At 62.7% G+C, this 24,087-nt stretch carries 21 protein-coding genes; 4 read left to right on the top strand and 17 right to left on the bottom strand.

Annotation, left to right across the window (positions count from 1 at the left end):
* Positions 1 to 2: 2 nt before the first annotated feature.
* The gene (locus AB7I51_RS04640; RefSeq protein WP_428403004.1) at positions 3 to 710 is read right to left on the bottom strand and encodes a class I SAM-dependent methyltransferase; all 708 of its coding nucleotides are present in this window, start codon (positions 708 to 710) and stop codon (positions 3 to 5) included.
* 22 nt (positions 711 to 732) lie between these two features.
* Positions 733 to 1,584 carry an NADPH-dependent oxidoreductase gene (locus tag AB7I51_RS04635; RefSeq protein ID WP_428403003.1) on the bottom strand — a complete coding sequence of 284 codons (852 nt, stop codon included), beginning with the start codon at positions 1,582 to 1,584 and terminating at the stop codon, positions 733 to 735.
* A 90-nt stretch (positions 1,585 to 1,674) separates the two neighbouring features.
* Here AB7I51_RS04635 and AB7I51_RS04630 point away from each other — a divergent pair, with 90 nt between their 5' ends.
* Both AB7I51_RS04630 and AB7I51_RS04625 read left to right on the top strand, forming a co-directional pair.
* A complete protein-coding gene (locus AB7I51_RS04630; RefSeq protein ID WP_428403002.1) occupies positions 1,675 to 1,977 on the top strand; it encodes a BrnT family toxin in 303 nt (100 codons plus the stop codon).
* Positions 1,961 to 2,221, top strand: a complete 261-nt coding sequence (locus tag AB7I51_RS04625; RefSeq protein WP_428403001.1) for a BrnA antitoxin family protein — start codon at positions 1,961 to 1,963, stop codon at positions 2,219 to 2,221. The genes AB7I51_RS04630 and AB7I51_RS04625 overlap by 17 nt, the downstream gene beginning before the upstream one ends.
* A 228-nt stretch (positions 2,222 to 2,449) precedes the next feature.
* Here the strand turns inward: AB7I51_RS04625 and AB7I51_RS04620 are convergent, their stop codons facing one another.
* The 11 genes from AB7I51_RS04620 to msrB all read right to left on the bottom strand — a co-directional run bounded on the left by AB7I51_RS04620 (position 2,450) and on the right by msrB (position 16,538).
* Positions 2,450 to 3,724 (bottom strand): glycerate kinase type-2 family protein, encoded by a 1,275-nt coding sequence (locus AB7I51_RS04620; RefSeq protein ID WP_428403000.1) that lies wholly within the window; start codon positions 3,722 to 3,724, stop codon positions 2,450 to 2,452.
* A gap of 81 nt (positions 3,725 to 3,805) precedes the next feature.
* Positions 3,806 to 4,777 (bottom strand): HpcH/HpaI aldolase/citrate lyase family protein, encoded by a 972-nt coding sequence (locus AB7I51_RS04615; protein WP_409980066.1) that lies wholly within the window; start codon positions 4,775 to 4,777, stop codon positions 3,806 to 3,808.
* A 22-nt stretch (positions 4,778 to 4,799) separates the two neighbouring features.
* Positions 4,800 to 7,553, bottom strand: a complete 2,754-nt coding sequence (locus tag AB7I51_RS04610; protein ID WP_428402999.1) for a phosphoenolpyruvate carboxylase — start codon at positions 7,551 to 7,553, stop codon at positions 4,800 to 4,802.
* A gap of 96 nt (positions 7,554 to 7,649) precedes the next feature.
* On the bottom strand, positions 7,650 to 8,537 hold the full coding sequence (sucD, locus tag AB7I51_RS04605; protein ID WP_409980068.1) for a succinate--CoA ligase subunit alpha: 888 nt from the start codon (positions 8,535 to 8,537) through the stop codon (positions 7,650 to 7,652).
* Between the two features lie 17 nt (positions 8,538 to 8,554).
* Positions 8,555 to 9,727: a malate--CoA ligase subunit beta gene (locus AB7I51_RS04600; protein WP_428402998.1), complete on the bottom strand. Its 1,173-nt coding sequence runs from the start codon at positions 9,725 to 9,727 to the stop codon at positions 8,555 to 8,557.
* 35 nt (positions 9,728 to 9,762) lie between these two features.
* Positions 9,763 to 10,395: a methenyltetrahydrofolate cyclohydrolase gene (fchA, locus tag AB7I51_RS04595; RefSeq protein WP_428402997.1), complete on the bottom strand. Its 633-nt coding sequence runs from the start codon at positions 10,393 to 10,395 to the stop codon at positions 9,763 to 9,765.
* A 12-nt stretch (positions 10,396 to 10,407) separates the two neighbouring features.
* The gene (locus AB7I51_RS04590) at positions 10,408 to 11,268 is read right to left on the bottom strand and encodes an NAD(P)-dependent methylenetetrahydromethanopterin dehydrogenase (RefSeq protein ID WP_428402996.1); all 861 of its coding nucleotides are present in this window, start codon (positions 11,266 to 11,268) and stop codon (positions 10,408 to 10,410) included.
* A 151-nt stretch (positions 11,269 to 11,419) separates the two neighbouring features.
* A complete protein-coding gene (locus tag AB7I51_RS04585; protein WP_428402995.1) occupies positions 11,420 to 12,361 on the bottom strand; it encodes a D-2-hydroxyacid dehydrogenase in 942 nt (313 codons plus the stop codon).
* A 97-nt stretch (positions 12,362 to 12,458) separates the two neighbouring features.
* Positions 12,459 to 13,652: an aminotransferase class V-fold PLP-dependent enzyme gene (locus AB7I51_RS04580; protein WP_428402994.1), complete on the bottom strand. Its 1,194-nt coding sequence runs from the start codon at positions 13,650 to 13,652 to the stop codon at positions 12,459 to 12,461.
* Positions 13,653 to 13,715: 63 nt separating this feature from the next.
* Complete coding sequence (locus AB7I51_RS04575) at positions 13,716 to 15,449, bottom strand: formate--tetrahydrofolate ligase (protein WP_428402993.1); 1,734 nt, start codon at positions 15,447 to 15,449, stop codon at positions 13,716 to 13,718.
* A 687-nt stretch (positions 15,450 to 16,136) separates the two neighbouring features.
* Complete coding sequence (gene msrB / locus AB7I51_RS04570) at positions 16,137 to 16,538, bottom strand: peptide-methionine (R)-S-oxide reductase MsrB (RefSeq protein WP_428402992.1); 402 nt, start codon at positions 16,536 to 16,538, stop codon at positions 16,137 to 16,139.
* Between the two features lie 125 nt (positions 16,539 to 16,663).
* Between msrB and AB7I51_RS04565 the strand changes: the two genes are divergently transcribed.
* Positions 16,664 to 18,232 carry a phytoene desaturase family protein gene (locus AB7I51_RS04565; RefSeq protein ID WP_428402991.1) on the top strand — a complete coding sequence of 523 codons (1,569 nt, stop codon included), beginning with the start codon at positions 16,664 to 16,666 and terminating at the stop codon, positions 18,230 to 18,232.
* A 401-nt stretch (positions 18,233 to 18,633) separates the two neighbouring features.
* Here AB7I51_RS04565 and AB7I51_RS04560 read toward each other — a convergent pair whose 3' ends face one another.
* Entirely contained in the window at positions 18,634 to 19,893 is a 1,260-nt protein-coding gene (locus AB7I51_RS04560; protein WP_428403014.1) for a cation:proton antiporter, read from the bottom strand.
* A 159-nt stretch (positions 19,894 to 20,052) separates the two neighbouring features.
* Between AB7I51_RS04560 and AB7I51_RS04555 the strand changes: the two genes are divergently transcribed.
* Entirely contained in the window at positions 20,053 to 21,636 is a 1,584-nt protein-coding gene (locus tag AB7I51_RS04555; protein WP_428402990.1) for an MFS transporter, read from the top strand.
* Positions 21,637 to 21,810: 174 nt separating this feature from the next.
* Here the strand turns inward: AB7I51_RS04555 and AB7I51_RS04550 are convergent, their stop codons facing one another.
* From AB7I51_RS04550 to AB7I51_RS04540, 3 genes are all read right to left on the bottom strand, one after another.
* Positions 21,811 to 22,002 carry a hypothetical protein gene (locus AB7I51_RS04550; protein WP_428402989.1) on the bottom strand — a complete coding sequence of 64 codons (192 nt, stop codon included), beginning with the start codon at positions 22,000 to 22,002 and terminating at the stop codon, positions 21,811 to 21,813.
* A gap of 145 nt (positions 22,003 to 22,147) precedes the next feature.
* Complete coding sequence (locus AB7I51_RS04545; RefSeq protein ID WP_428402988.1) at positions 22,148 to 22,906, bottom strand: class I SAM-dependent methyltransferase; 759 nt, start codon at positions 22,904 to 22,906, stop codon at positions 22,148 to 22,150.
* A 10-nt stretch (positions 22,907 to 22,916) separates the two neighbouring features.
* Entirely contained in the window at positions 22,917 to 23,933 is a 1,017-nt protein-coding gene (locus tag AB7I51_RS04540; RefSeq protein ID WP_428402987.1) for a YheT family hydrolase, read from the bottom strand.
* Between the last annotated feature and the right edge of the window lie 154 nt (positions 23,934 to 24,087).

Raw genomic sequence — 24,087 nt, 5'->3', positions numbered from 1 at the left:
GGCTAGGCCCGTACGAAGCGCATCAGATGATGCCAACGATGCGGGATATCGGCGGCCAGGCGCGTAAGACCCGCCTCGCGCGCCTGCCGCTCCAGAAGCGACAATGGCTCCGGATAGTCGCTGGTCGAGACATGTTCGTAAACCGCATCCTTTTCGGCGCGCGACAGCGTCTCCCAATCCTTCTCGATCCATTCGAAATAATGTTTCAGATAGTCTGCGCGGGTTTCGTTCTCCTCGCGCATCGTGTCGACGAGCAGCAGCACGCCGCGCGGCGCCAGCGCACGCGCCGCACGGCGGAAAAACTCCGCCTTATCCTCGGTCGCGAGGTGATGCAGCACGAAACTGCTGTGGATGACGTCATAGGTCTCGCTGCCTGAGAGCGCCGACAGCATGTCGCCATGCTCGAGTTGCACAGGGCATGGCAGAGATTTGAGATTTTCGGCCGCGAGCGCCAACGCCGTGTCGGAAAGATCGACACCCTTGTAACTCGCCGGCGGGATGCGCCGCAGAATGGGCGCGAAGACTTGTGCATCGCCGCAGCCGAGATCGAGCAAGGAGAAGTCGCCGCCTTGGAAGCGCGCGCGCAAGGCGCGCTCGACATCCGCGCTGAGCGCGGCGTGGAACATCAAATCCTTGACGACGACTTTCTTATAAGTGTCCCAGAGATCGAAAATCTCGCCTGAATAGGCGTTCGTCGCATGAGCGTCCATCAGCCTGCCCCTTTGTCGCCGCTTACTTAAGGGCGAAGCCCAACGCATTTAAGGCCGCGCGCATGCGGTCGCGTCCGCTCAGCACCTCCGTCCCGCGCACCCGTGACAGCGCCTGGCGAATCCAACCCTGATCCGGTAGGCCCTGCTCCTTTTGGAAGTCCTTGAACTTCGCATCGAGCGTCTCGATCGCTTCGCGCTGCGCGTCGCCCCATTCATATTGCTCGCGATGAAGCACCGCTCCTTGTCCGAGGCGCGGTTTGACCGCGGCCTTGGCCGCGGGATCGGGAACGCCGACGGCCATGCCGAAAACGGCGAAGACATTCGGCGGCAGGTTCAATTCCTTGGCGACGTCTTCAGGCTTGTTGCGCATGGCGCCGATATAGCAGCAGCCAAGACCGATCGATTCGAGCGCGGTGACGGCGTTCTGCGCGGCGAGCGCGGCGTCGACGACGCCGGTGAGAAAGATTTCGAGATAAGGCAGCGCCGCCGCGTCGCGCCCCTTCTCGCGCCCGAGATGTTCCAGCCGCGCGAGATCGCAGAGCCAGACAAGGAAGAGCGGGCAGTCGCGGATATGTTTTTGTCCACCGGCGAAATCGGCGAGACGAATCTTGCGGGCTTCGTCTTCAACGGCGACGACGCTCCAGACTTGCAGATTGGAAGATGTCGACGCCGACTGCGCGGCGGCGACGATCGTCTCCAACGCGCCCTCGGGCAGCGGCTGATGCAGAAAATTGCGATGCGAACGATGCGCGAGAATAAGATCGAGCGTGTCGTTCCACTGCGTCGGCTTTGGCGAATCGTCGCGACGATAGCGCTCAAACATCGCCGCCGCGCCACGCGGATCGAAGGGTTGCGGGCTTAAGGGCTTGTTCATGGCGCTTCCTTTAGGCGCGTTGCTCTGCTGGCGCAACATGCCGCATCTACGCTTTATTGACTTTTCTGTATATTATGGACATATACAAAGATGGTCAATTTCGAACATGTCGTCGGGTTCGAATGGGATGACGGCAACGCCCGAAAAAGCCAAGAAAAACATGGTGTCAGCCAAGCGGAGGCCGAACAGATTTTCGTCAATGAACCGCTGATCGTGCCCGACGATTTGGCGCATATTGAGAGGGAGCCGCGCTATCACGCTCTGGGCCGAACGGACGCATCTCGACTGCTGCATGTCACATTCACGCTCCGCTCGAACGGGACGCGCATTCGAGTGATCTCGGCGCGCGACATGAGCCGCAAGGAACGATTACGCTATGAGCAAGACGACTAAGCCTATTCCAACTTTCGCAACCGAAGCAGATGAGCGCGCTTATTGGGAAAGTCACGACTCGGCGGAACATGTCGACTGGAGTAAGGCCAAACGCGTTCGAATGCCCAATCTCAAGCCTTCGACAACGTCGATTTCTCTGCGGCTTCCTGTCGGTCTGCTGGAGCAGATCAAGATTGCCGCCAACAAGCGCGACGTTCCCTACCAGTCGCTCATCAAAATCTGGCTCGCCGAGAAGGTTCGCTGACCGAGCGCTCGCGATCGTCATTGCGAGGAGCGCAGCGACGAAGCAATCCAGCGCCGCCGAGCGCGATTCTGGATTGCTTCGCCTTCGGCTCGCAATGACGGCGCGCGAGCTTGTCATTCCCGGCAGGCCGAAGGCCTGACCGGGAATCCAGAGCAACGTCGCGAAAGATTGTTTCTTTCTGGATTCCCGATCGCGCGCTTCGGGAATGACATTCGGCCTGATGCGTCCTCACACCCGCTTTGGTACCAATATCGCACGAAAATCGTTGACGTTGGTGCGCGTCGGCTTGGTCACGACGAGATCGCCGAGCTTCTCGAAAGCGGTGTAGGCGTCATTATTGGTGAAGAGCGCCTTCAGATCGACGCCCGCCTGCTTCGCGCGCGCGAATGAATCCGCGGTCATGATCGCGCCGGCGTTGTCCTCGCTGCCGTCGATGCCATCGGTGTCGCAGGCGATCGCCGCTATGCCGCCGAAGCCTTCGAGCGCCAACGTCAGACCCAGCAAGAATTCGGCGTCGCGTCCGCCACGCCCCTTGCCGCGCACAGTGACTGTCGTCTCGCCGCCCGAGATGATCGCGACCGGCGGTTCAAAAGGCTGACCGTGGATTGCGATCTGTTTCGCGACGCCGGCATGCACCAGCGCCACGTCGCGCGACTCGCCTTCAAGATCGCCGAGAATGCAGGGCGTGAATCCCGCCGATTTGGCGACCGCCGCGGCCGCGTCGAGCGAACCCTGCGGCGTGGCGATGAGAATGTTCTGCACCTTTTCGAAAATGGCGTCGCCTGGCTTGGGCGTTTCGCATGCCGACTTTTGCAGATGCGCGAGCACGGCGGGCGGCGCGTCGATCTTATATTTGGCGATGACGGCGAGCGCGTCTTCGCGCGTCGTCGGATCGGGAACCGTGGGGCCGGAGGCGATCACCGAAAGATCGTCATTCGGCACGTCGGAAATCATCAGCGCCACCACGCGCGCCGGCGCGGCGGCGCGGGCGAGACGCCCGCCCTTGATCGCCGAGAGATGTTTGCGGACGCAATTCATCTCGGAAATATTCGCGCCGCTCTTTAAGAGCGCCTTGTTCACCGCCTGCTTTTCTTCAAGCGTGACGCCATCGGCAGGCAGCGCCATCAGCGCCGAACCGCCGCCGGAAATCAGCGCGAGGACAAGGTCGTCTTCGGAAAGCCCCTGCACCTTCTGCAAAATGCGCTTCGCCGCCTCGCGGCCGGCGGCGTCCGGCACAGGATGCGAGGCTTCAATCACTTCGATCTGCTTCGTCGGCGTGCCATGCTCATAGCGCGTGACGACAAGCCCTTCGAGCGGACCGCTCCAATGCGCCTCGACCGCCGCCGCCATGGAGGCCGCCGCCTTGCCGGCGCCGACGACGATCGTGCGGCCTTTGGGCGGCGCGATCTTTGCAAGATGCGGCGGCAGGCATACGGCAGGCGACGCGGCGCCGACGGCGGCGTCGAACATGGCGCGAAGGAGGTGGCGGTCGTCTTGGGACATAGGCTTCGAAGTCCGTTCACAATTCGCTGTTTCTCCCTTCTCCCGCTTGCGGGAGAAGGGAGCGCCCAACGTTCCGCCTTCTTACGCCGCCATTGCGTTGGCCTTTTCGATCAGCGCCTCGGCCATGCGGATCGAGGCGATGTCGATCAGGCGGCCGTCGAGAGAGACAGCGCCCTTGCCTTCCTTGGCGGCCTGCGCCATCGCGTCGAGGATGCGACGCGCCTTGTTCACTTCCGCTTCCGACGGCGTGAAAACCTGATTGGCGAGTTCGATCTGCGACGGATGGATCGCCCATTTGCCTTCATAGCCGAGCACCGCGGCGCGCTTGGCGGCGGCGATATAGCCGTCCGGATCGCCGAAGTCGCCGAAGGGGCCGTCGATCGGACGCAGGCCATAGGCGCGGCAGGCCACCATCATCCGCGTCTGCGCCGCATGCCACTGATCGGCCCAGTAATATTCGCGATTGCCGCTCGCGTCCTTGTCGGTGAGCACGCCGTAATCCGGATTGACGCCGCCGATGACGGTGGTGCGGGCGCGGGTCGACGCCGCATAGTCGGCGACGCCGAAGGACATTGCCTCAAGGCGCTTCGACGACTGGGCGATGGCCTCGACATTGGCCATGCCGAGCGCGGTCTCGATCAGGATTTCGATGCCGATCCGCTTGGTGCGCTTTTTGAACTGCTCGATCTGCGTGATCATCATGTCGATCGCATAGACGTCGGCCGGAACGCCGACCTTGGGGATCAGCACGATGTCGAGGCGCGGGCAGTTTTCGAGAACGTCGACGACGTCGCGATAGCAATATTGCGTGTCGAGACCATTGATGCGCAGCGTCATCACCTTCTTGCCCCAGTCGATGTCATTGAGGCCCTGGATGATGTTCTTGCGCGCCTGCTCCTTGTCGTCGGGCGCGACCGCGTCTTCAAGATCCAAAAAGATCTGGTCGGCCTTCGACTGGGCGGCCTTTTCAAACATGCCCGGCGCGGAGCCCGGCACGGCAAGCTCCGAACGATGGAGACGCGGCGTCGCCTGCTCGATTAAAGTGAAGCTCATATCTTTACCCCTTCCTGTTGAATTAGCCTGTGGCGCCTAAGCCGGCGGCGACGCAGCTGATCGACAGCAGCAGAGGCACTTTGACAGCCTCTTTCTCCGCTTCGTCCTTTGCCTCACGGAACCGGCGAAGCAGCGCCACCTGCTCGCGATTGACCTCGTTGATAGTTTGCAGGCGATGCGACAGCCGCGCCTGATATTCCTTGAAGCGATCCGCCAGTTCGACGCCGCCCGCGACGCGCAGCACCATCTCGCGCGTTAGAGCGAATTCGTCTTCAATCTCCTTGAAGATTTTGATGCGCACGGCTTCATCCGCGACCAGTCCGGCATATTGCTTGGCGATCGAAAGATCGACCAGCGCGAGCGTCTTCTCGACCTCGTCGATGATCAACCGGAACATCCGCGAATCTTCGAACATGCGGCGCAACAGCTCCAGGCCGCGCTCGCCGCGCACGTCGACGAAATTCTTCAACCCGGAGCCGACGCCGTACCAGCCGGTGATCGAATGGCGGTTCTGCGCCCAGGCGAAGACCCAGGGGATCGCGCGCAAATCGGCGAGGCTTTTCGCGCCGAAGCGTCGCGCCGGCCGCGAGCCGATATTGAGCAGCGAAATCTCTTCGAGCGGGCTCGCCGCCTGGAAATAGGCGACAAGACCTGGGTCGCCGATAAATTTCGCATAAGCCGCGAAGGAGGCGCCGGAAATCTCTTCGAGAGCCTCGTCGAATTCCGCGTGCGGCGCCAGCGCTTCCTCGCGCTCCGATTTCAGCGCATGCTGGAAGACTGACGACGCCAGAAGCTCCATCTGATAGGCCGCCGTTCCGCGATTGGCGTATTTGAACGAGACGACTTCACCCTGTTCCGTAACGCGGAAGCGGCCGCGGATTGAGCCCGCCGGCTGGGCCGCGATGGCATGGCCGGTCGGCGCGCCGCCGCGCGAGACCGAGCCGCCGCGTCCGTGGAAGAAGGCGATGGCGACGCCCTGCTCGCGTCCGACCTGCGTGAGGCGCGCCTGCGCCTTGAAGAGCTCCCAGTTCGACGACAGAAAGCCGCCGTCCTTATTCGAGTCGGAATAGCCGATCATCACCTCTTGCAGATTGCCCTGCCAGCGCGTCGAGCGGCGCACGACCGGCACTTGCAAGAGATCGCGCATGATCGCCGGCGCGGCGCGCAGATCGCCGATCGTCTCGAAGAGCGGCACGATCGGCAGCGTTAGAATCTCGATTCCGGGTTCGTCGAGGAAGAGGCCTGCCTCCTTGGCGAGGAGGTAGACGCCGAGAACGTCGACCGCCGAACGGGTCATCGACAAAATGAAACCGCCGAACGCTTCACGGTCGAGCTGCATGCGCATTTCGGCGACGACCTCGAACATTTCGATGACGTCTCGCGCATCGGCGGAAAGTTTTTCGCGCGGGACCGGCGCCGTGCGGGGCTTGGCGAGTTCGGCGAGCAGAAAGTCGCGCCATTCGGGGGCTTCAAGATCGGGCGGGGTTTCGCCGCCGGTCTTGAGGCGCCACAATTCTTCGAGCGCCTGCGTCGTGCGCGTCGTGTTCTGTCGAATGTCGAGACGCACCGTGCTGAATCGGAAGATTTCCACCGCGCGGCGCAGCGGTCGCACGAGATCGGTCGCGAGCGCATCGCTTTTGGCTTCGATTAGGGCCTTTTCAAGCACGAGCAGGTCGGCGATGAGATCGTCGGCGCTCGCGTAGCGCGGACCCCTCGCCGGTTCGCCAGTCACGGCGCGCAGCGTCTGGTCGAGCTTACGCAGGATCGTCGACACGAACTGTCGATAGGGCTCGTTCTGATTGCGCGCTTCGATCGCGGCGCCGTCCGGCAGAGCGGCGAGACGTTCAGCGAGTTCCTCACGGAATGACGCAGGAATGTCGGCAGCGCGCTGACTGATCGACAACATGCGCGCAAGGTCGACGACGCGCGTTCGATAGTAATTCAAGCTTGCAGAAGCGTTTTCGCGCATCGTGCGACGCGTGACGTCATTCGTCACGAAAGGATTGCCGTCGCGATCGCCGCCGATCCAGGAGCCGAATTGGAAGAAAGGCGCGATCTCGAACGTCTCGTTGGGATAGTGGCGTCTTAGCGCGCGTTCGCAGGTCGACAGCAGCTCCGGCGCGAGATCGAAAATGCTCTCGTGAAAGAAGTGCTGGCCCCAGGCGACTTCCTGATCGACGGTGGGCTTTTCGAGATGCAATTCGCCGGTGAGCCACAGAAGCTCGATCTGATCATAGATCGATTTCACCAGCGCTTCGCGCTCGCGGTCGGTCCAGCGGGTCGATTCGAGTTCGCGCAGCAGCAGATAGATGCGGCGATATTTTTCAAGGATCGAGACGCGCTTTGCCTCGGTCGGATGGGCGGTGATGACCGGACGGATGCGCAGCGTCTGCAATTGCGCGCGAATCTCATCGGGCGCGACGCCTGACGCCGCCGCGCTCGACAACACATAGTCGAAGGTGCCGAGCAGCTTGTCGTGGCCTTTTTCGCGTTCGATCCGGCGGCGCCGGCGCATGGCGTAGGCCTGCTCGGCGATCGAGACGAGCTGAAACAGAATGCCCTGCGCCTGAAGCGCGCGCGCCATCTGCCGCGGCTCGAGACCCGCGCCCGCCTTGGAGTCGCGTACGACGGCTTCGATCTCCGGCGTGTGGCGGTGGATGACGGTGAGCAATTGCTCGCGAAGGAATGCTGACGCTTCGGTGACCGAACGAGTCGCATAAGCCGACGGCAGGCCAGTCGAAGACGTGCTCCTCAAAGTCTGGGTCTCGGCGGTCATCAAGACTCCTTAGGCGCTCGCGCGTCTGAGACGAACGGCTCTCGCGACATGAGTGCAGACGTCGACGCACGGCGGCGCCGGCGTCGGTCCTATCCTTCAGGCGCTCTGCAATACTTTGGCGACGGTCGATCCGAATTCGGCCGGGCTCGGCGCGACGGTCAGGCCGTAGGATTTCATGATCTCGGTTTTCTCTGCGGCGCTGTCGCCGGTCGCCGAAATGATCGCGCCGGCATGGCCCATGCGGCGTCCTTTCGGGGCGGTGAGGCCCGCGACGAAGCCGATCACCGGCTTGGAGAAATTCTCCTTGATCCAGGCGGAGGCCTCCGCCTCCTGCGGACCGCCGATTTCGCCAATGATGAGCACCGCCTTGGTCTCCGGGTCTTTGTCGAAGAGCACCAGATGGTCGAGGAAGGACGAGCCGTTGATCGGATCGCCACCGATGCCGACCGAGGTCGAGATGCCGAGTCCGAGCGCCTTCAGCTGCGACGCCGCTTCATAGCCGAGCGTGCCGGAGCGCGAGATAAGGCCGACATTGCCCTGCTTGTAGATATGGCCAGGCATGATGCCGAGCATCGCCTTGCCGGGCGAAATGATGCCGGCGCAATTGGGCCCGACCATCATCGGCCGACGGTCCTTCGGAAAGCGCAAGAAATAGCGCTTCACGCGCATCATGTCCTGCGCCGGAATGCCGTCGGTGATCGAGCAGATCAGGCGAACGCCCGAGTCGGCCGCCTCCATGATCGCGTCGGCGCAGAAGGCCGGCGCGACGAAGGTGATCGACGCCTGCGCGCCGGTCTCGCGCACCGCTTCGCGCACGGTGTCGAACACCGGCACGCCGTGATGAGTCTTGCCGCCCTTTCCGGGCGTGACGCCGGCGACGACATTGCTGCCGTAGTCGATCATCTCCTTGGTGTGAAAGCTGCCCTTGTCGCCGGTGATGCCCTGAACCAGGATCGGCGTCTTTTCGTCAATGAGAATGCTCATGTGTCGTTCTCCGGCGCTTACTTGGCGCCCTTATAGGCGGCGACGGCTTTTTCGGCGGCTTCGGCCAGCGTGTCGGCCTGAATGATCGGAATGCCGCTCTCAGCGATGATCTTCTTGCCTGCTTCGACATTGGTGCCGGCGAGGCGCACGACGAGCGGCACGCCCTCGATCTTCTCAGCGCGCACCGCGTCAACGACGCCCTGCGCAACCCAGTCGCAACGATTGATGCCGGCGAAAATATTGACGAGCACGACTTTCACGCGCCGATCGGACAGAACGAGGCGGAAGGCCGTCGCGACGCGCTCCGGCGAAGCGCCGCCGCCGACATCGAGGAAGTTCGCCGGATTGCCGCCGGCGTGCTTGATCATGTCCATCGTCGCCATGGCGAGGCCGGCGCCATTGACGATGCAGCCGATTTCGCCATCGAGACCGATGTAGTTGAGCGCATGCTCCGACGCCTGCGCCTCGCGCGGATCGCTCTGCGAAGGGTCGTTCATGTCGACGATGTTGCGGCGGCGGAACAGCGCATTGTCGTCGAAGGACATTTTCGCGTCGAGCGCGAGCACCTTATCGTCCTTGGTCACGACGAGCGGATTGATCTCGAGCATGGTTGCGTCATTGTCGCGGAAGGCGCGATAGGCGCCCATGATCGTCTTGACCGCGCGCGACACCTGCTTGAGATTGAGCCCAAGCTGAAAGGCGAGTTCGCGCGCCTGAAACTGCTGCAGGCCGACGGCGGGCTCGACGATCACCTGAAGCAGTTCGTCGGGCGTGTTCTTGGCGATCTCTTCGATCTCCATGCCGCCATGTTTCGACGCGATGACGCGCACCCGCTCCAATTTGCGGTCGAGCACATAGCCGAGATAAATCTCGCGCTCGAAAGGATCGGCGACTTCGACATAGACGCGCTGCACCGGCTTGCCCTCAGGCCCGGTCTGCGCGGTGACGAGCCGCTTGCCGAGAAGATCGCGCGCCGCCTGCTGCACTTCGTGATAGGTGCGGCAGAGCTTGACGCCGCCCGCCTTGCCGCGCGCGCCGGCGTGAATCTGCGCCTTGACGACCCAATGCGAGCCGCCGAGCTCAGTCGCGGCGTAAACCGCCTGGTCCGGGCTGAAGGCGACCGTGCCCGGCGGAATATCGACGCCGTGGCTCGCCAGAATTTCCTTGGCCTGATACTCGTGGACGTCCATTTCAGTCCTCTCCTCGCAATTTCAGCGCGGCTTCCTCAGCCACCGATCTTGGCTTTGACCGTGTCATAGACCGCTTCAGTCTCCGCGGCGGCTTTGGCGAGCAGCGCATTGACTTCGGCAAGCTGCGTCTCGGCGAAGTCGCGGTCCTTGATCGCCTTGGCGTTGATGAAGACATTGAGCGCGCAGCTGCGCAGACCGGCGTTGGCGGCGAGCACCGCGACTCCGGCGTCGCTGATGACGTTGAGATTGCCCTTGTCGGCTGCTTCCTTCGACAGAGCGATGACCTCGTAGCAGACCTTGCAGGTCTTCAACGGCGCCAGCGTCGCCTCCTTCAGCGCCGCCTGGATCGCCGCCGAGCGCGCGGCCTTCTCCTCATCCGTGCCACGCGGCAGGCCATAGGCGCCCATCAGCGTATTGAAGGCGACAACGTCTTCATCGACGCCCGCCGTCAGTTCGGCGCGCACTTTCTCGGCCTTGGCGAGGGTCTGCTGAAGATCGGCCGACACCGCTTCGTAATTCTTCTTGCCGATCGTCAGATTGCACACCATCGAAACCAGCGCCGCGCCCATCGCGCCGGACAGCGCCGCCGCGCCGCCGCCGCCGGGAGTCGGCGCGTCACTTGCGAGTTCGTCGAGGAATTTTCCGATCGTATCGTTCTTGGCGCTCATATCTTTCCTCGCTCAGGCGAGCACTTTGGCTTGCGCGTAAATGTTTTCGCAGTCGAACACCTGGTCGGCGGCCTCGAACAGCTTGCCGACGCATTCGCGATGCAATTTGAGCTTGAGCCCACCGAGGCCCAGCGCGCCGATGACGATCTTGTTGTGGCGCTCCTTAGCCTTGTCCGTCGCCTCAACGCCGCCGATTCCGAGCGGCGGCTGCGCGTTGCAGTCGGCGATAAGCTCGATCGTCGAATCGTTCTGCCAGTCCTTCTCGTCAAGCAGCGGCACGCCGATGGCGCCCGCCGCGAAGACGATCTGCGCGCCTTTGCACGCCGCCGCGCGCGCGGCGTTGTCGGCGGCTTCGATCGCCACGGGCGTGAAGCTGAAGCGCTCCTCGATGGCCTTGGCGGCCGCTTCAGCGCGAGACTTATGACGCGACGTAATGGCGACTTCGGCGCCTTCGATATTGAGCATCGCCGCGGCGCGCATACCGACCGGGCCGGTGCCAGCGAGAACCACCGCCTTCTTGCCCTTGAGCGGACTCGCCTTGGCGAGCAGCGCCACGCCAGCCGCCGCGGTGGTGTTGGAGCCGTTCGAATCGAGCATCGCCGAGACGCGGAAATTCGAGAAGAAGCGCTTCTTCACCGCCTTGAACACGGCTTCGCCGGCCGTCATCGAGCCGCCGCCGACGAAAATCGCGGTATTTTGTTTTTCCTTCGGCCCGCGCGTGTAGATGCAGCCGTCGACCAGCGCGCCGACGTTTTCAGGCGTCACGGCGCCATAGCCGATGATGTGATCGGCGCCGCCGTCATAGCCGACCACCGTGTCGAACACGCTCGGAACCGGGTCGGTGTCGAACAGGAAAAGCAGTTTTTTGGTCATTGGCTTTCCTTAGGCCGCGTCATGGCCGGGCTTGTCCCGGCCATCCACGCCGAGACGTTGCGCAACATTTTTTTGCTTCGCAGCGGCGCCGCGTGGATGCCCGCGACAAGGGCGGGCATGACGCGGCAGTTGGAAGCGAGGCACGTCGTCCTCACCCCGTCACGACATTGCGCGGGCTGCCGGCGACAAAGGCGTCGATATTGTCGACGAGCTGGTCGGCGAGAACCTGCATCGCCTCTTTCGAGGCCCAGGCGACATGCGGCGTGATGATGAGATTGGGAATCGTCGGGTCCAGAAGAATATTGCCGTTCTTCGGCGGCTCGACGGTCAAAACGTCCATTCCGGCGCCGGCGATGACGCCATTGCGCAACGCGTCGGCAAGCGCCTGCTCGTCGATGATCCCGCCGCGCGCAGTGTTGATGATGCAGGCGCTCTTCTTCATCGACGCGAATTCCTTCGCGCCGATCATGTTCTTTGTTTCCGACGTGAGCGGCAGGTTGAGCGTCACGACGTCGGCTTCGCGCAGAATGGTCGCGACGTCGACCTTGTTCGGCAGGTCCATCACGTCGTTAATCAGCACCTTCATGCCCAGCGCGACCGCGCGCTTTTCGATTTCCTTGCCGAGCGCGCCATAGCCGACAATGCCCAGCGTCGAGCCGGCGATGTCATAGATCGGATAGTCGAAATAGCAGAACTGATTGGCGTAGCCCCAGCGGCCCTGCCGCACCGAATTATAGTAATTGATCAGATTGCGGCGCAGCGCGAAGAGCAGCGCGAACACATGTTCGGGCAGCGTGTTGAAGGCGTAGTTGCGGATGTTGGAGACGACAATTCCGTTGGCGCTCGTATAGGCCTTGTCGATCACATCGGTGCCGGTCGCGGCGACGGCGATCAGCTTGAGATCAGGAAGCTGCTTCAACGTCGCTTCGCGCAGCGGCACCTTATTGGTGATGCAGATCGTGGCGCCTTTCAGACGTTCGACGATCTGGTCGGGCGCCGTCTGCGCATGTTCCGTATAGTCGTGAGGAAAATTCGGCTTGCGCACATTGGCGTCCAGCGTTTCGCGATCGAGAAAGACGATTTTGTGCGACATGTCCCCAGTTTCCCCTCACGTCATTCATTCTTGTCGGCAGTCGGCAATCGGGCTTCGGCAGTCGATATTCTCCGACTGCCGACTGCCTATTGCCGACTTACATCTTCAATAGCGGATTGGCGCGATAGACCGCCTGCGCCGCCGCAACGCCGGAGCCGGGCGTCACCTTGATGCCGTTGTCGAGCATCGCCATTTCGGCGCCGGCGATGGCGCCGAGCAGCATCAGCTCGTTCAAATCACCGAGATGGCCGATGCGGAACACTTTGCCCGCGACTTCCGAGAGGCCGGCGCCGAGCGCGAGATTGTAGCGCTTGTAAGCGGTCTCGATGACCTTGGCGGCGTTATAGCCTTCCGGCACCACAATGGCGGTGACGGTGTCGGAATTCCACTTCGGCTCCTTCGCGCAGCACTTGAGGCCCCATGCCGCGACCGCGGCGCGACAGCCCTCGGCGAGGTGGTGGTGGCGCTTGTAAACCTGATCGAGGCCCTCCTCGAACAGGATCGAGAGCGATTCCTTGAGGCCATAGAGCAGCGGCACGGAGGGCGTATAAGGGAAATAGCCGATCGCGTTCTGGGCGATCATGTCCTGGAATTCGAAATAGGCGCGGCGACCCTTGTTGGTCTTGCCCTTTTCGATCGCTTTCGGGCTCGCCGCCATCAGCAGCAGCCCGGCCGGCAGCATGAAGCCCTTCTGCGAGCCCGACACGATCACGTCGACGCCCCATTCGTCCATTTTGAAATCCATGGACGCGACCGAGGACACGCCATCGACGAAGAGCATCGCCGGATGTTTGGCGTTGTCCATCGCCTTGCGCACCGCCGCGATGTCGGAGGTGACGCCGGTCGCCGTCTCGTTATGCGTGGCGAGAACCGCCTTGATCTCGTGATTCTTGTCGGCCTTCAGCGTCTCTTCGATCAGCTCCGGATCATTGCCGGTGCCCCACTCGCGCTCCTGCACGATGACGTCCAGGCCCTGGCGCTTGCAGAGGTCAATCCACAGATGGGAGAACTGGCCGAAGCGCTGCGCCAGAACCTTGTCGCCGGGCGACAGCGTGTTGGTGATCGCGGCTTCCCAGCCGCCCGTGCCTGAAGCCGGGAAAATGAAGGCGTGGCCCTTCTCGGTGCCAAACACCTTCTTTAGACCCGGGAACAGCGGCTTGATCAGGTCGGGAAAGGTCGGCGAGCGATGGTCTTCGGAGGCCACCGCCATCGCCCGCACGATGCGATCGGGAAGATTGGTCGGACCCGGCACAAAAAGAAAATTCTTGCCGGGAATTCTGGAATTCAACATTTCTTATGCTCCTTTCGAGCCGCAGGATTTGGAGGGCGCGGCGCCAGCGGCGCCGGGAATGGGTTAGAACAGTCCGGCGATGCGGCCGGACTCATCGACATAGATGTTGTTGGCGGCAGGAACCTTCGGCAATCCCGGCATCGTCATGATGTCGCCGCACACCGCCACGATGAACTCGGCGCCGGCCGACAGACGCAATTCGCGGATCGGAATCGTGAAGCCCGAAGGCGCGCCCTTGGCGTTCTGATCGGTCGAGAAACTATATTGCGTCTTGGCGATGCAGACGGGAAATTTGCCGAAGCCTTCCTTCTCCAATTCGGCGAAACGCGCCTTGATGCTCGAGTCGTAGGAGATGTCGGCGGCGCCGTAGAGCTCCTTGGCGATCGTGCGCACCTTGTCGGCAAGCGGCATGTCGTCCGGATAGAGCGGCTTGAAGTTCGAGGGCTGCGTCTCGATCGTCTTGACGACGGCGTTGGCGAGGTCCGCCGCGCCGGCGCCGCCGGAGCCCCAATTGTCGGCGACGACGCATTCGACGCCTTCCGCCTTGCAGAGCTTGTCGAGCGCCGCCATCTCCGCCGCGGTGTCCGACGAGAATTTGTTTATCGAGACGAGCACCGGCACGCCGAATTTGCGGACATTGCCGATATGACGCTTCAGATTCTCGAAGCCCTTCTCGACCGCCGCGACATTTTCGGCCTTCAGATCGTCCTTGGCGACGCCGCCATGCATTTTGAGCGCGCGGATCGTCGCGACGATCACCGTGATGTCAGGCGTCAAGCCCGCCTTACGGCATTTGATGTCGAAGAACTTCTCGGCGCCGAGATCGGCGCCGAAGCCCGCCTCGGTCACGACGTAATCGGCGAGCTTCAAACCGGCCTTGGTCGCAATGACCGAGTTGCAGCCATGCGCGATATTGGCGAAGGGGCCGCCATGAATGATCGCTGGATTGTTCTCCAAAGTCTGCACGAGATTGGGCGCGATCGCGTCCTTAAGCAGCGCCGCCATTGAGCCCGCCGCCTTAAGTTCGGAGGCGCGCACGCTTTTCTTCTCGCGCGTCTGGCCGACGATGATGTCGCCCAACCGCCGCTGCAGATCGGCGAAATCCGAGGCGAGGCAGAAAATCGCCATCACTTCCGAGGCGACGGTGATGTCGAATCCGTCCTCGCGGGCGAAACCGTTCGAGACGCCGCCGAGCGATGACACGACGGAGCGCAAGGCGCGGTCGTTCATGTCGACGACGCGCCGCCACGAGACGCGGCGCGAGTCGATCTTAGGCTCGCCGCCCCAATAGATGTGATTGTCGATCAGCGCCGCGAGCAGATTGTTCGCCGCGCCGATCGCGTGGAAGTCGCCGGTGAAGTGGAGGTTGATGTCCTCCATCGGCACCACCTGCGCATAGCCGCCGCCGGCCGCGCCGCCCTTCACGCCAAAGCACGGGCCGAGCGACGGCTCGCGCAGACAGCACAGCGCTTTCTTGCCGATGTAATTGAGACCGTCGGTGAGTCCCACGGTGGTCGTCGTCTTGCCTTCGCCGGCGGGCGTCGGCGTAATCGCCGTGACGAGGATCAGCTTGCCGTCGGCCTGGCCCGCGAGGGAGGAAATATAGTCGAGGGAGATTTTGCCCTTGTAATGGCCATAGGGCTGCACATGTTCGGCCGGGATGCCGAGCTTGTCGCGGGCGACGTCAATGATTGGCCGCATCTTAGCGGCCTGCGAAATCTCGATGTCGGACTTCGGCGCAAGATGCTGATTGTCTTTTCCGCTCGCGCCTGGCGCGGCGGCTGACCTTTCTGACATGCAGTCCACTCCCTCTCGGGCCAGCGTCGCTCAGGGCCCAGAATTCGTTATTTCGGTCACTGGAGAAACGAGTCGGCGCCGCCGAACCGCTCCCCGGTCGACCGGGCTGAAATCCTGCCGATGTCAGGCTGCAGCCTTTTATTTTGCGACCGTAGTTTTCTCCAATCCGCGCATCAAGGCCCGCGTTCGCCGCAACAAGCCGACACGCGCACTGAATCCGCTTACTGAAACATTCAATGGCGGACATTCCGTATGACGGGAATCAAAATTGCTCGTCAAGCCGGCAAAACCGCAGTCGGCGCCTCGTCGCCAACGGCGCCGCAATGCGGTCGCCCCTCGCTCGACGGCGCGCGCCAGTTGGATCACTTATTCGACAAGCCGGTCGCGCGCCTATACTTCAACCACCCCATCGAATAGGCGTCGGCGGGCCGCTTCCGTTTCGCCGAATCCGCGCATTCGTTACAGGAATCATGACGCTTCCCATACATCCGAAAGGCTAATGCGGCGGGTCTGGAGAGGCGCGTGACGCGCAGCGAGGCGCCGTTCCGTCCCATCCTTGCCTATCCGAAGGACCTGCAGGCGAGCAGGCGGCGCGTCGCTGAGACGCGCCCCTTAAAAAAATTGTCGCAGTCAGCGTCGCATCCTTGACTCTATCGGCCCATCGCGATGGTCAATAGTCGTTCGGCCCTATTCCGGCTGAAAGTCGAGCGCGATGCCATTGATGCAATAGCGCAGGCCGGTGGGCGGTGGTCCGTCATTGAAGACATGCCCGAGATGCGAGCCGCAACGGCTGCAGTGCACTTCCGTGCGCACCATGCCGTAGCTGCGATCGACGGTCGAGCCAAGCGCGCCGGGAAGCGGATCGAAGAAGCTCGGCCAGCCGGTGCCGCTTTCGAACTTCTCGCCGGACTGAAACAGCGGCTGGCTACAGCCGGCGCAATTGAACGCGCCGGCGCGCTTCTCGTGATTGAGGGCGCAGCTGCCCGGGCGCTCCGTGCCATGGCCGCGCATGACCTGATATTGCTCGGGCGTGAGCAGCGCGCGCCATTCGGCGTCGGTATGGGTTACGGGAAAGCTCTCGTCGGCCATGCGCCACCGCCTCATTTTCCAAAGATTCTTCGGCTTGGGAGCCATCTTATGCCGACCGCCGACTTTCGCCAGAGGCGCCGGGCGGGATAGAGTGATCGTCCTCCAGCAAAAATGACGATTCGAGAATGAGCGACAAAAAATACGACGCCGTGGTGATCGGCTCGGGACTGGGCGGATTGACGGCGGGGGCGCTGCTTGCCCATGCCGGCTACAGCGTCTGCCTGCTCGAACGCAATTTCAGCCTGGGCGGCGCGGCCTCGGTCTATAAGGTCGGGCCGCTGACCGTTGAAGCGTCGCTCCACCAGACCTCCGACGCACGCAATCCCCGCGACGTGAAGCATGACATCCTGCGCCGGCTGGGGATACTCGACGAGATCGAATTTCTGCCAACCGGCGCCCTCTACAAGGTGCGCGGCGGCCCGGTCGGCGAGCCTTTCGAACTGCCTTTCGGCTTTGGTCCGGCCTATGAGGCGCTTGCCGACCGATTCCCCGATAAGCGCGCGGGGATTCAACGGTTTCTCGGCGAAGTCGAGCAAATCCACGACGCGCTGTGGACGTTGAAACAGGCGCGCGAGGAAGCCTCCTTCGCCAAATTCGCGCGCGGTCTGTGGGAGGTCGCGCCGGCGGCAGCCGGTTGGCAGAACTCCTTGCATGAGATCATGGAGCGAGATTTCGCCGGCTGCGAGGCGCTAAAATGCGCGCTTGGGGCCAATCTCGCCTATTACGGCGACGATCCGCGCCGGCTGTGGTGGATTTTCTACGCGCTCGCCCAGGGCGGCTACATCGCCTCCGGCGGCGCCTATATCAAAGGCGGCTCGCGGCAGTTGAGCCTGAAGCTGGCGAAGGCGATCACCAAGACGGGCGGCGTCGTGCGCCTGGGCCGACTGGTCAACGCCATCGAGACGGACGCGGACGGCGCCGTCGTCGCGATTCGCCATGTCGCGCGGCGCGACGGCCAGGGCGAGGAGCGCATTGAAGCGCGCGTGGTCATGGCCAATTGCGCGCCTTCGGAAGCGGCGGGGATGATGGACGCGCCCGCGCGCGCGAAAGTGGAAGAGGCTTTCGGCGCCCGCAAGGTTTCGACGTCGCTGTTTGCGGCGAATTTCGGCTTGAGCGCGAAACCTTCGACGGTCGGGCTGACTGAGTTCACGACCGTGGTCCTGCCGCCGGACATGCGCCGCTTCGATCAATATGGCGACGGGGCGGGCGCGATGGCGGAAGACCCCAAGGGCGCCCTGCCGCTCCATACGATCGCCAATTTCACCGCGGTCGACTCTGGTCTTTGGGACGAACCGCCGATCCTCGTCAGCGTGCTCGGGCTCGATCGCCTCGACAATTGGCGCGATCTGCCGCGCGAAGAAGCGGTCGCGCGGCGCGAACGCTGGCTCGACGCCATACAGGCCTCGCTCGACCGCGACTATCCGGGATTTTCCGGACTGGTGACGACCCGGATGCTGCTCAACGCCTATTCGATGGCGAGCTATCTCAATACGCCAGAAGGCGCGGTCTACGGCTTCGCGGCGCTGCCTGCCGAAGCGCCGATATTGATGGGATTTCCACGCACGCCGCGCACGCCGATCGGCGGGCTCTATCTCGCCTCGGCGTTCGGCGGCGAACATGGCTTCAATGGCGCGATGTTATCTGGCGCCGAGGCCGCGCGGCTCGCCGAGAATCGACTCGCCCTCGCGACCTGAATGCTTAGCGCCGCGCTTTTCAGCGCCTGCGCCGCTTGCCGCCCGCGGGCGCCGCTGACGCGAGTCCGAGCTCGGCGCGGCATGCGGCGCTGATCGAACCCGCATTGGCTCTCAGGCACCGTTCGATGGCGATGGAGTCGGGAATATACGCGTCACAAACGCGATGCGCATCGCTTTCGCAAGCCGCGCGCTGCTCTGCCGTCCCTTGAGCGAAAGTCGGCACGACCGCAAATAACGCCAGCAGAGCCGATAACCTCACTAAGATGCGCATTCACCTTATCCTTCCTTTTTTTCGGCGCTTCGAAGTTATGCGGAGCGCAAGCGCGCGGCTGGAGCGGGCGCGCTCCTTCGAGCGACAAGGGGCGTTGATTGCATCGTGAACGCCGGGAATCAAGTCGCAATTATCCCTCCAGAACGGGCTCCGTTTCCTGGTCTGCGCCACTCAATTGACTCGGCGGCGCATTTTCTGGGAGCCAATGGCGCGGCAAATAAAGACTGTTTGCGATCATTGTCGGCACGATCGCCGTCGCGATGATCGCCGCGACCAGCGTCGAATACTGGCTTTCGTCGATAATGTTGTTCGACAGGCCGAACAGCGCCGAAATCGTGCCGAATGTGAGACCGGACGCCATGAGCAGCGTCGTATACATGGCGTCCTTGTGCGGCGAGCCGAACCGGCGCGCGACCGGATAGACGCTGATCACCTTGGTCGCCATCTCGACGGCGAGAAAGGCGGCGACGCCGAGCGGCGCAACGAGAACGGCCGGGATCGAAACAAAATATCCGGCCCGGATGAAATAGAAAGGCGTCAGCAGTCCGATGGTGACCGCGCGGAATCTGCGGATGAGCGCGTGGTCGCGGCCGACCGAGCCAGCGAGCGCCATGCCGATGAGATAGGCGGGCAGAACGCCCTCGCTTCCCGCCCAAGTCGCGAGCGCGCCATGCGCCATCAGCGCAAAGAACAGGAATTTTGTCTCGAATTCGGAAGGGCGTCCGCCGAACTTCGCAAAGATCACAGGCGTCGCCCGCGGCAATCCAATAAACGCCGCGCCGACCACGACGACAAACAGAGCGGTCTTCCAGGTGAAGGGGGCGAACACCAGACCGAGGGTCACGACCGTGCCGAGGTCGGTGATGAAACAGGCGGCGAGAATCGTCTTGCCGAAATCGGTGCGGTTGAATCCATATTCCATCATCACTGTATAGACGACGGCGACCGAGGTGGCGGCGAGCGCGATGCCGGCGAGCAGCGCCGGCGAATTCTCCCAGCTCAGAAGATAATGGGCGACTGCCCAGCAGCCGATAGCGGGAGCAAGGAAGCTCGCAGCGCCGATCGCCGCCGCCTCTTTCCACTTCAGCTTGAAAACGACGGGATCGAGTTCGGCGCCCGCAAGAAACGTCAGCGCGATGGCGCCCAGTCCGGCAAGCGTCTTAACCCATGGCTCCTGGGCGCTGAAGATTTCGGCGCCGACGGTCGCGGCGAAAATCGTTCGCGCGCACATGCCGACGATGATTTCGGTCAAGGCGGTGGAGATTCGAAATCTCGCTGCAATCGTCGTGGAGATGAGCGCAAGACCGAATATCAGCGCCGCCTGAAACCAGATTCCCGTCACGCGCCTTCTCCCCTTCCAGACGGCTTTATCGCCGATCTGGAGGGCCATTGACAAGCTTGCGGCGCCTTTCGCCATTCGCCTCTGTGGTGACAGCCGCGTCGTTTTGCGCAATGAGTCGCACGCGCAAGGCGAGAAAAAGATGAAGTTGCGCCCTCCCAAAGCACCTAAGTCCGCCCGGCGGGAGCGCTCGTGCGGAGCAAGGCGATCATGAACGAGCCGACGCGACTGAAAGGTTGGCGCTTCCTGCTGCTTAACGGCGCGGCGGGCGCGGCCAATGTCGTCATGCTCTCGAACGTGCCCGGCTATACGGTGCTCGCGCCCTACGCCGCCGGCAGCCTCCAGGGCGTGACGCCGAGCTACGGCACCTGGGCAACGACCGACCACATGATCGGCATTGCGCTCGGTCTCCCGTTGTCGCGGTGGTTCTCGGGACGGTTTGGCGACTACCGCGTATTGATCGGCGCGCTCGTCATCTACGCCATCCTCTCGCTGATGTGCGCGGCGAGCGAAACGATCTACTTCTTTGCGCTCATGCGCTTTTTTCTCGGTCTCGCCGGCGGCGTCGCGCTGCCGCTCGCCCAGTCGGTGACGCTCGCGCAATATCCCGATGACCGGCGCACGCTCGGCGTCGGCTTTTGGGGCGTCATGAGCATGGCGCCCTTCACCATCGGCGTCTTCATGGGCGGCTTCTGGGCCGAATTTTTCAATTGGCGCTGGCTGTTTTATTCCAATGTCGTCGTCGTTTTGCCCGTGGCGGCAGTGATTTTGGCGCTATTTTACGAGCGCGGCTTCGAGCGCCGCATCGCGCGCTTCGATACGATCGGCTTTCTTCTGCTCGCGACGGTTTTTGTCAGCGCGCAGTCGATCCTCAACATGGGCAATGATTTCGACTGGTTCGCCTCGCCCTTGCTCGCATGGCTGCTTTTGGTCGTTTTGCTCGCTCTTCCGACGTTCATCATCTGGGAGTTCGGCGAACGGCGGCCGGCGCTGGACCTTAGACTGTTTCTGCACCGCAATTTCGCGATCGCGACATTCTGTTCGCTGGTCGGCTTTCTGGTGATTCAGGGCCTGCTTTCCCTGTTCGTCGTTCAACTGCAGCTCCTGCTCGGCTACACTTCTTCGCTCGCCGGCATGGTTTATCTCGCCATGATCTTTCTGGCGATGGCCGCCGCCGCCGTGGTGCATGAACTGACCAGAAATGTCGACGCGCGCCTGATCGCGTTCTTCAACTTCACCGGTTTCGCCGTGACTTTCGTCTGGCTCGGCCATTACGACAAGAGCGCTTCTTTCGACAATGTGACGACGCCGATGTTCTTTTTCGGCTTCTCGCTCGCGATGTTCTTTGCGCCGCTCGCGACCCTCGCCATGACCGGTCTTGCCGGCGAACGTCTGATCCGCGCGGCGGAGGAGCTGGCGATGCTGCGCACGGTGTTCGGCGCTTTCGGCATTACGCTGCTGGGCGTTGTCTTCTTCCGCCGAACGCCGTTCCATCAGCTCGACCTTGCCGATCAATTCGGCGGCCGGCGCTTCGCCTCGCTCGATCTGTTGACCGCGTTTCTGGACCGCATGCAGGCGATGGGCCTCTCGCCCGGGGCCGCGCAGAGCCGGGCGGCGCAGCTTATCCGTCAGCAGGCGGCAATCCTTGCGCTCAACGACGCCTTCCTGCTCGGCGCAATGACATTCATCTGCCTCGCCGGGATCGTTTGGCTTGCCTATCCAAGCTATGCGTCGAAGAAGAGCCGACAGGCGCTCGAGCGGCTTTCCGCGGAGGAGTTGATGGAGCAGCCCTAATCCAAGGATAAGGCGAACGCCTTCGCCAAAGCGAGCCGCGACGCCGGCGATACAATTTCAATCTAACCGGCTTGCCGGCCATTCCCGACGTGCGCGCAACGCGCGGCCGACGGCCGGAAGCGCAATTCCCGCCGGAACAAACCGTTCCCTGTAACGCTCAGCGTTCGGTCGCTGCTATTCGACCGCTTCGGCTTTGACGAAGTTCCAGGACGCGGTATCGACGATTCGATCCTCGCAAGCGTCATTGCTGAGCTTGGCGCAGGTGCCTTCGACCGCCGTGACGGTCCAAAGGTCGCTTTCCTCGTCCCAGGCGCCTTCGCTATTCACGAGCGTCGTGACTTTGTAAATTCTGCCGGCCTCGAGCATGTTGCAATCCTTATGCTGAACGATCTCCTAACGGAGACACATGGCATCGGCTCAACGCGACGATCTGCTCATCGTCGTCACGAAACGGGCAAATTTAGGGAAAGTTCAAGGCGAGACGCAGAATAGCGCGTGTCAATTCTTTAGCTTATGGCGCGTTGACGCCGCAGCGCATGTAAAGCGGCACAACTAACGGCAGAGTCGGCGGATGCGCGCGCCAAGCGTCCTCGAGCTCCTGATCGATCAGCGCCAAGGGATCGCGGTCGTGGCGCAGCCGGTATTTCTCGACCGCCGACCAGGTCCTGAGAAAGTTCACCAATTCGCCTTTCGTGCGCGCGACCGGCGTATGAAACCACGGGCTTTCGATCTCTCTGAACGGAAACGGCAGCGTTTCATAGCGATTGAAATAGAGCGACGCGTTCTCGCCCCAGAAGGGACCGAGAATATCGTCCTTGAGCCTGCTCAGAATCGCATCGATCGGCGCGATGTGCGTCCATGGCCAGTCATAGGTCCATGCCGCGACGATTCCCTCGGACCGCAGGGCGCGCCGCACATTCTCATAAAATCCTGGAAGGTCGAACCAGTGGATCGAACAGGCGCAGGCGATGAGATCGACCTCTTGGCGCAGGCCGAGATCGGCTTCCGCGCGCGCCAAACGATAATCGATATTCGGCGCTTTCGGCGCGCGCGCGAGTTGGCGCGAATCTTCATCGGTCGCGAGCACGCGCGCGAAGTGGCGCGACAGGCCCAACGCCGCCTGCCCGCTCCCCGCGCCGCAATCCCAGGCGAGGCGGTTCGCTTTCGCGACGCCCGCCAGAAAGGAAAAAAGCGCATCCGGATATTGCGGGCGAAAGGCGCGATAGTCGTCGGCCTTATCGCCGAACAGCATCGTCTGGCGCGCATCCATTCCGCCGCCCCTACTCCGTCTTGAGCAGGCCTCGAGGGCCGAGACCTTGCCGCGCGAGCCATTGCGCTGTCACGCGATCATGCCATGGCGTGAGGCTCTCCGCGTCATGGAAGCCCATATGCCCGCCCCCTTGCGCGATCACGGCGTCGATCATCGGCAGGCGCGACCAGTCGATCGCCTTATAGCATTCCGCCGGAATCCAGGGATCGTCGAGCGCATGCAGGATCAGCGTCGGCAGCGCGGCGCCGGCGAGGAAATTCTTCGCGGCGTTGGCTTCATAATAGTCCGGCGCGTCCCGATAGCCGAAATGCGGCGCGACGAAGAGGTCGTCGAATTCATAGACGCTGCGCGCGCCGGCGATCGCCGCGCGCTCAGCCGTGGTGAGTTCGGCGTCCGGCGCCAGCGCCTCGCGCTTCATCTGATCGAGCATATAGCGATGATAGGCGAAATTGCGCGGCGCCATCATCCGCGCGCAGGTCGCCGCGAGATCAATCGGCGTCGACACCGCGACAGCGGCGCGGATCGGTAAATCATCGCCGCCCTCGCCGATGAATTTCAACACGAGATTGCCGCCGAGCGAATTGCCGATCAGCACGATCCCGTTGCGCAGGAGATCGGCGGGCAGGCCGCGCAGCGCCGCGGCCAGATCCTCGGTCTTGCCGGCGTGGTAGCGGCCACCGGAGGTCGGACGCGACGGCCCCGAGCCGCGAAGATTGAGTCGCAGCACCTTCCAGCCCTCGTCGACGAGATAGCGCGCGGTGGCGATTCCGTGCAGGCTCGATTCGGAGCCGGCGAGCCCATGCGCCAGAACGATCAGCGGCGCGCCCGTATCTGAAGCCGGCCGATCGAGCCGCGCCGCGAGCCTGTCGCCGTCCGGCATGGCGAGCAGCAACCGCTCGCCTCCGGGAAGCTCCGCCGGTCCGCCGATGATGATGTTGCGCAACGTCTGCAGATCGCCGCCAAACCACGGCGCCCGCTCGCGGAAGAGAGGGAGCGAAGGGGCGGAGGCGAGAATTTCACGGCGCATGACGTCTTAATGCGTTTCGAGCACGCTTGTCGCGCGCCGCGAGTTTCGAAGCGGTTGGACGCATAATTGCGTTATAGCTCAAATATAGCGCCGACTCCTCCAGCCCAACGCTCTTGGCTGGGCAAGGCTATTGATATGCGTCCGGTTTAGGACA

Origin of the sequence: Methylocystis sp. (assembly GCF_050246715.1) — a bacterium.
Taxonomy (GTDB): Bacteria; Pseudomonadota; Alphaproteobacteria; order Rhizobiales; family Beijerinckiaceae; genus Methylocystis.
Note: the sequence above shows the minus strand (reverse complement) of the source record. Positions and strands in the feature narration are given on the sequence as shown.

Bases quoted from the DNA above. Each gene is read 5' to 3' on its own strand.
- AB7I51_RS04580 (WP_428402994.1), bottom strand. From the start codon at position 13,652: ATGTTGAATTCCAGAATTCCCGGCAAGAATTTTCTTTTTGTGCCGGGT.
- AB7I51_RS04555 (WP_428402990.1), top strand. From the start codon at position 20,053: ATGAACGAGCCGACGCGACTGAAAGGTTGGCGCTTCCTGCTGCTTAAC.
- AB7I51_RS04585 (WP_428402995.1), bottom strand. From the start codon at position 12,361: ATGTCGCACAAAATCGTCTTTCTCGATCGCGAAACGCTGGACGCCAAT.
- AB7I51_RS04625 (WP_428403001.1), top strand. From the start codon at position 1,961: ATGAGCAAGACGACTAAGCCTATTCCAACTTTCGCAACCGAAGCAGAT.
- AB7I51_RS04615 (WP_409980066.1), bottom strand. From the start codon at position 4,777: ATGAGCTTCACTTTAATCGAGCAGGCGACGCCGCGTCTCCATCGTTCG.
- sucD (WP_409980068.1), bottom strand. From the start codon at position 8,537: ATGAGCATTCTCATTGACGAAAAGACGCCGATCCTGGTTCAGGGCATC.
- AB7I51_RS04635 (WP_428403003.1), bottom strand. From the start codon at position 1,584: ATGAACAAGCCCTTAAGCCCGCAACCCTTCGATCCGCGTGGCGCGGCG.
- AB7I51_RS04620 (WP_428403000.1), bottom strand. From the start codon at position 3,724: ATGTCCCAAGACGACCGCCACCTCCTTCGCGCCATGTTCGACGCCGCC.
- AB7I51_RS04600 (WP_428402998.1), bottom strand. From the start codon at position 9,727: ATGGACGTCCACGAGTATCAGGCCAAGGAAATTCTGGCGAGCCACGGC.
- AB7I51_RS04630 (WP_428403002.1), top strand. From the start codon at position 1,675: ATGGTCAATTTCGAACATGTCGTCGGGTTCGAATGGGATGACGGCAAC.
- AB7I51_RS04550 (WP_428402989.1), bottom strand. From the start codon at position 22,002: ATGCTCGAGGCCGGCAGAATTTACAAAGTCACGACGCTCGTGAATAGC.
- AB7I51_RS04565 (WP_428402991.1), top strand. From the start codon at position 16,664: ATGAGCGACAAAAAATACGACGCCGTGGTGATCGGCTCGGGACTGGGC.
- AB7I51_RS04575 (WP_428402993.1), bottom strand. From the start codon at position 15,449: ATGTCAGAAAGGTCAGCCGCCGCGCCAGGCGCGAGCGGAAAAGACAAT.
- msrB (WP_428402992.1), bottom strand. From the start codon at position 16,538: ATGGCCGACGAGAGCTTTCCCGTAACCCATACCGACGCCGAATGGCGC.
- AB7I51_RS04610 (WP_428402999.1), bottom strand. From the start codon at position 7,553: ATGACCGCCGAGACCCAGACTTTGAGGAGCACGTCTTCGACTGGCCTG.
- AB7I51_RS04590 (WP_428402996.1), bottom strand. From the start codon at position 11,268: ATGACCAAAAAACTGCTTTTCCTGTTCGACACCGACCCGGTTCCGAGC.
- fchA (WP_428402997.1), bottom strand. From the start codon at position 10,395: ATGAGCGCCAAGAACGATACGATCGGAAAATTCCTCGACGAACTCGCA.
- AB7I51_RS04545 (WP_428402988.1), bottom strand. From the start codon at position 22,906: ATGGATGCGCGCCAGACGATGCTGTTCGGCGATAAGGCCGACGACTAT.
- AB7I51_RS04640 (WP_428403004.1), bottom strand. From the start codon at position 710: ATGGACGCTCATGCGACGAACGCCTATTCAGGCGAGATTTTCGATCTC.
- AB7I51_RS04540 (WP_428402987.1), bottom strand. From the start codon at position 23,933: ATGCGCCGTGAAATTCTCGCCTCCGCCCCTTCGCTCCCTCTCTTCCGC.
- AB7I51_RS04560 (WP_428403014.1), bottom strand. From the start codon at position 19,893: ATGGCCCTCCAGATCGGCGATAAAGCCGTCTGGAAGGGGAGAAGGCGC.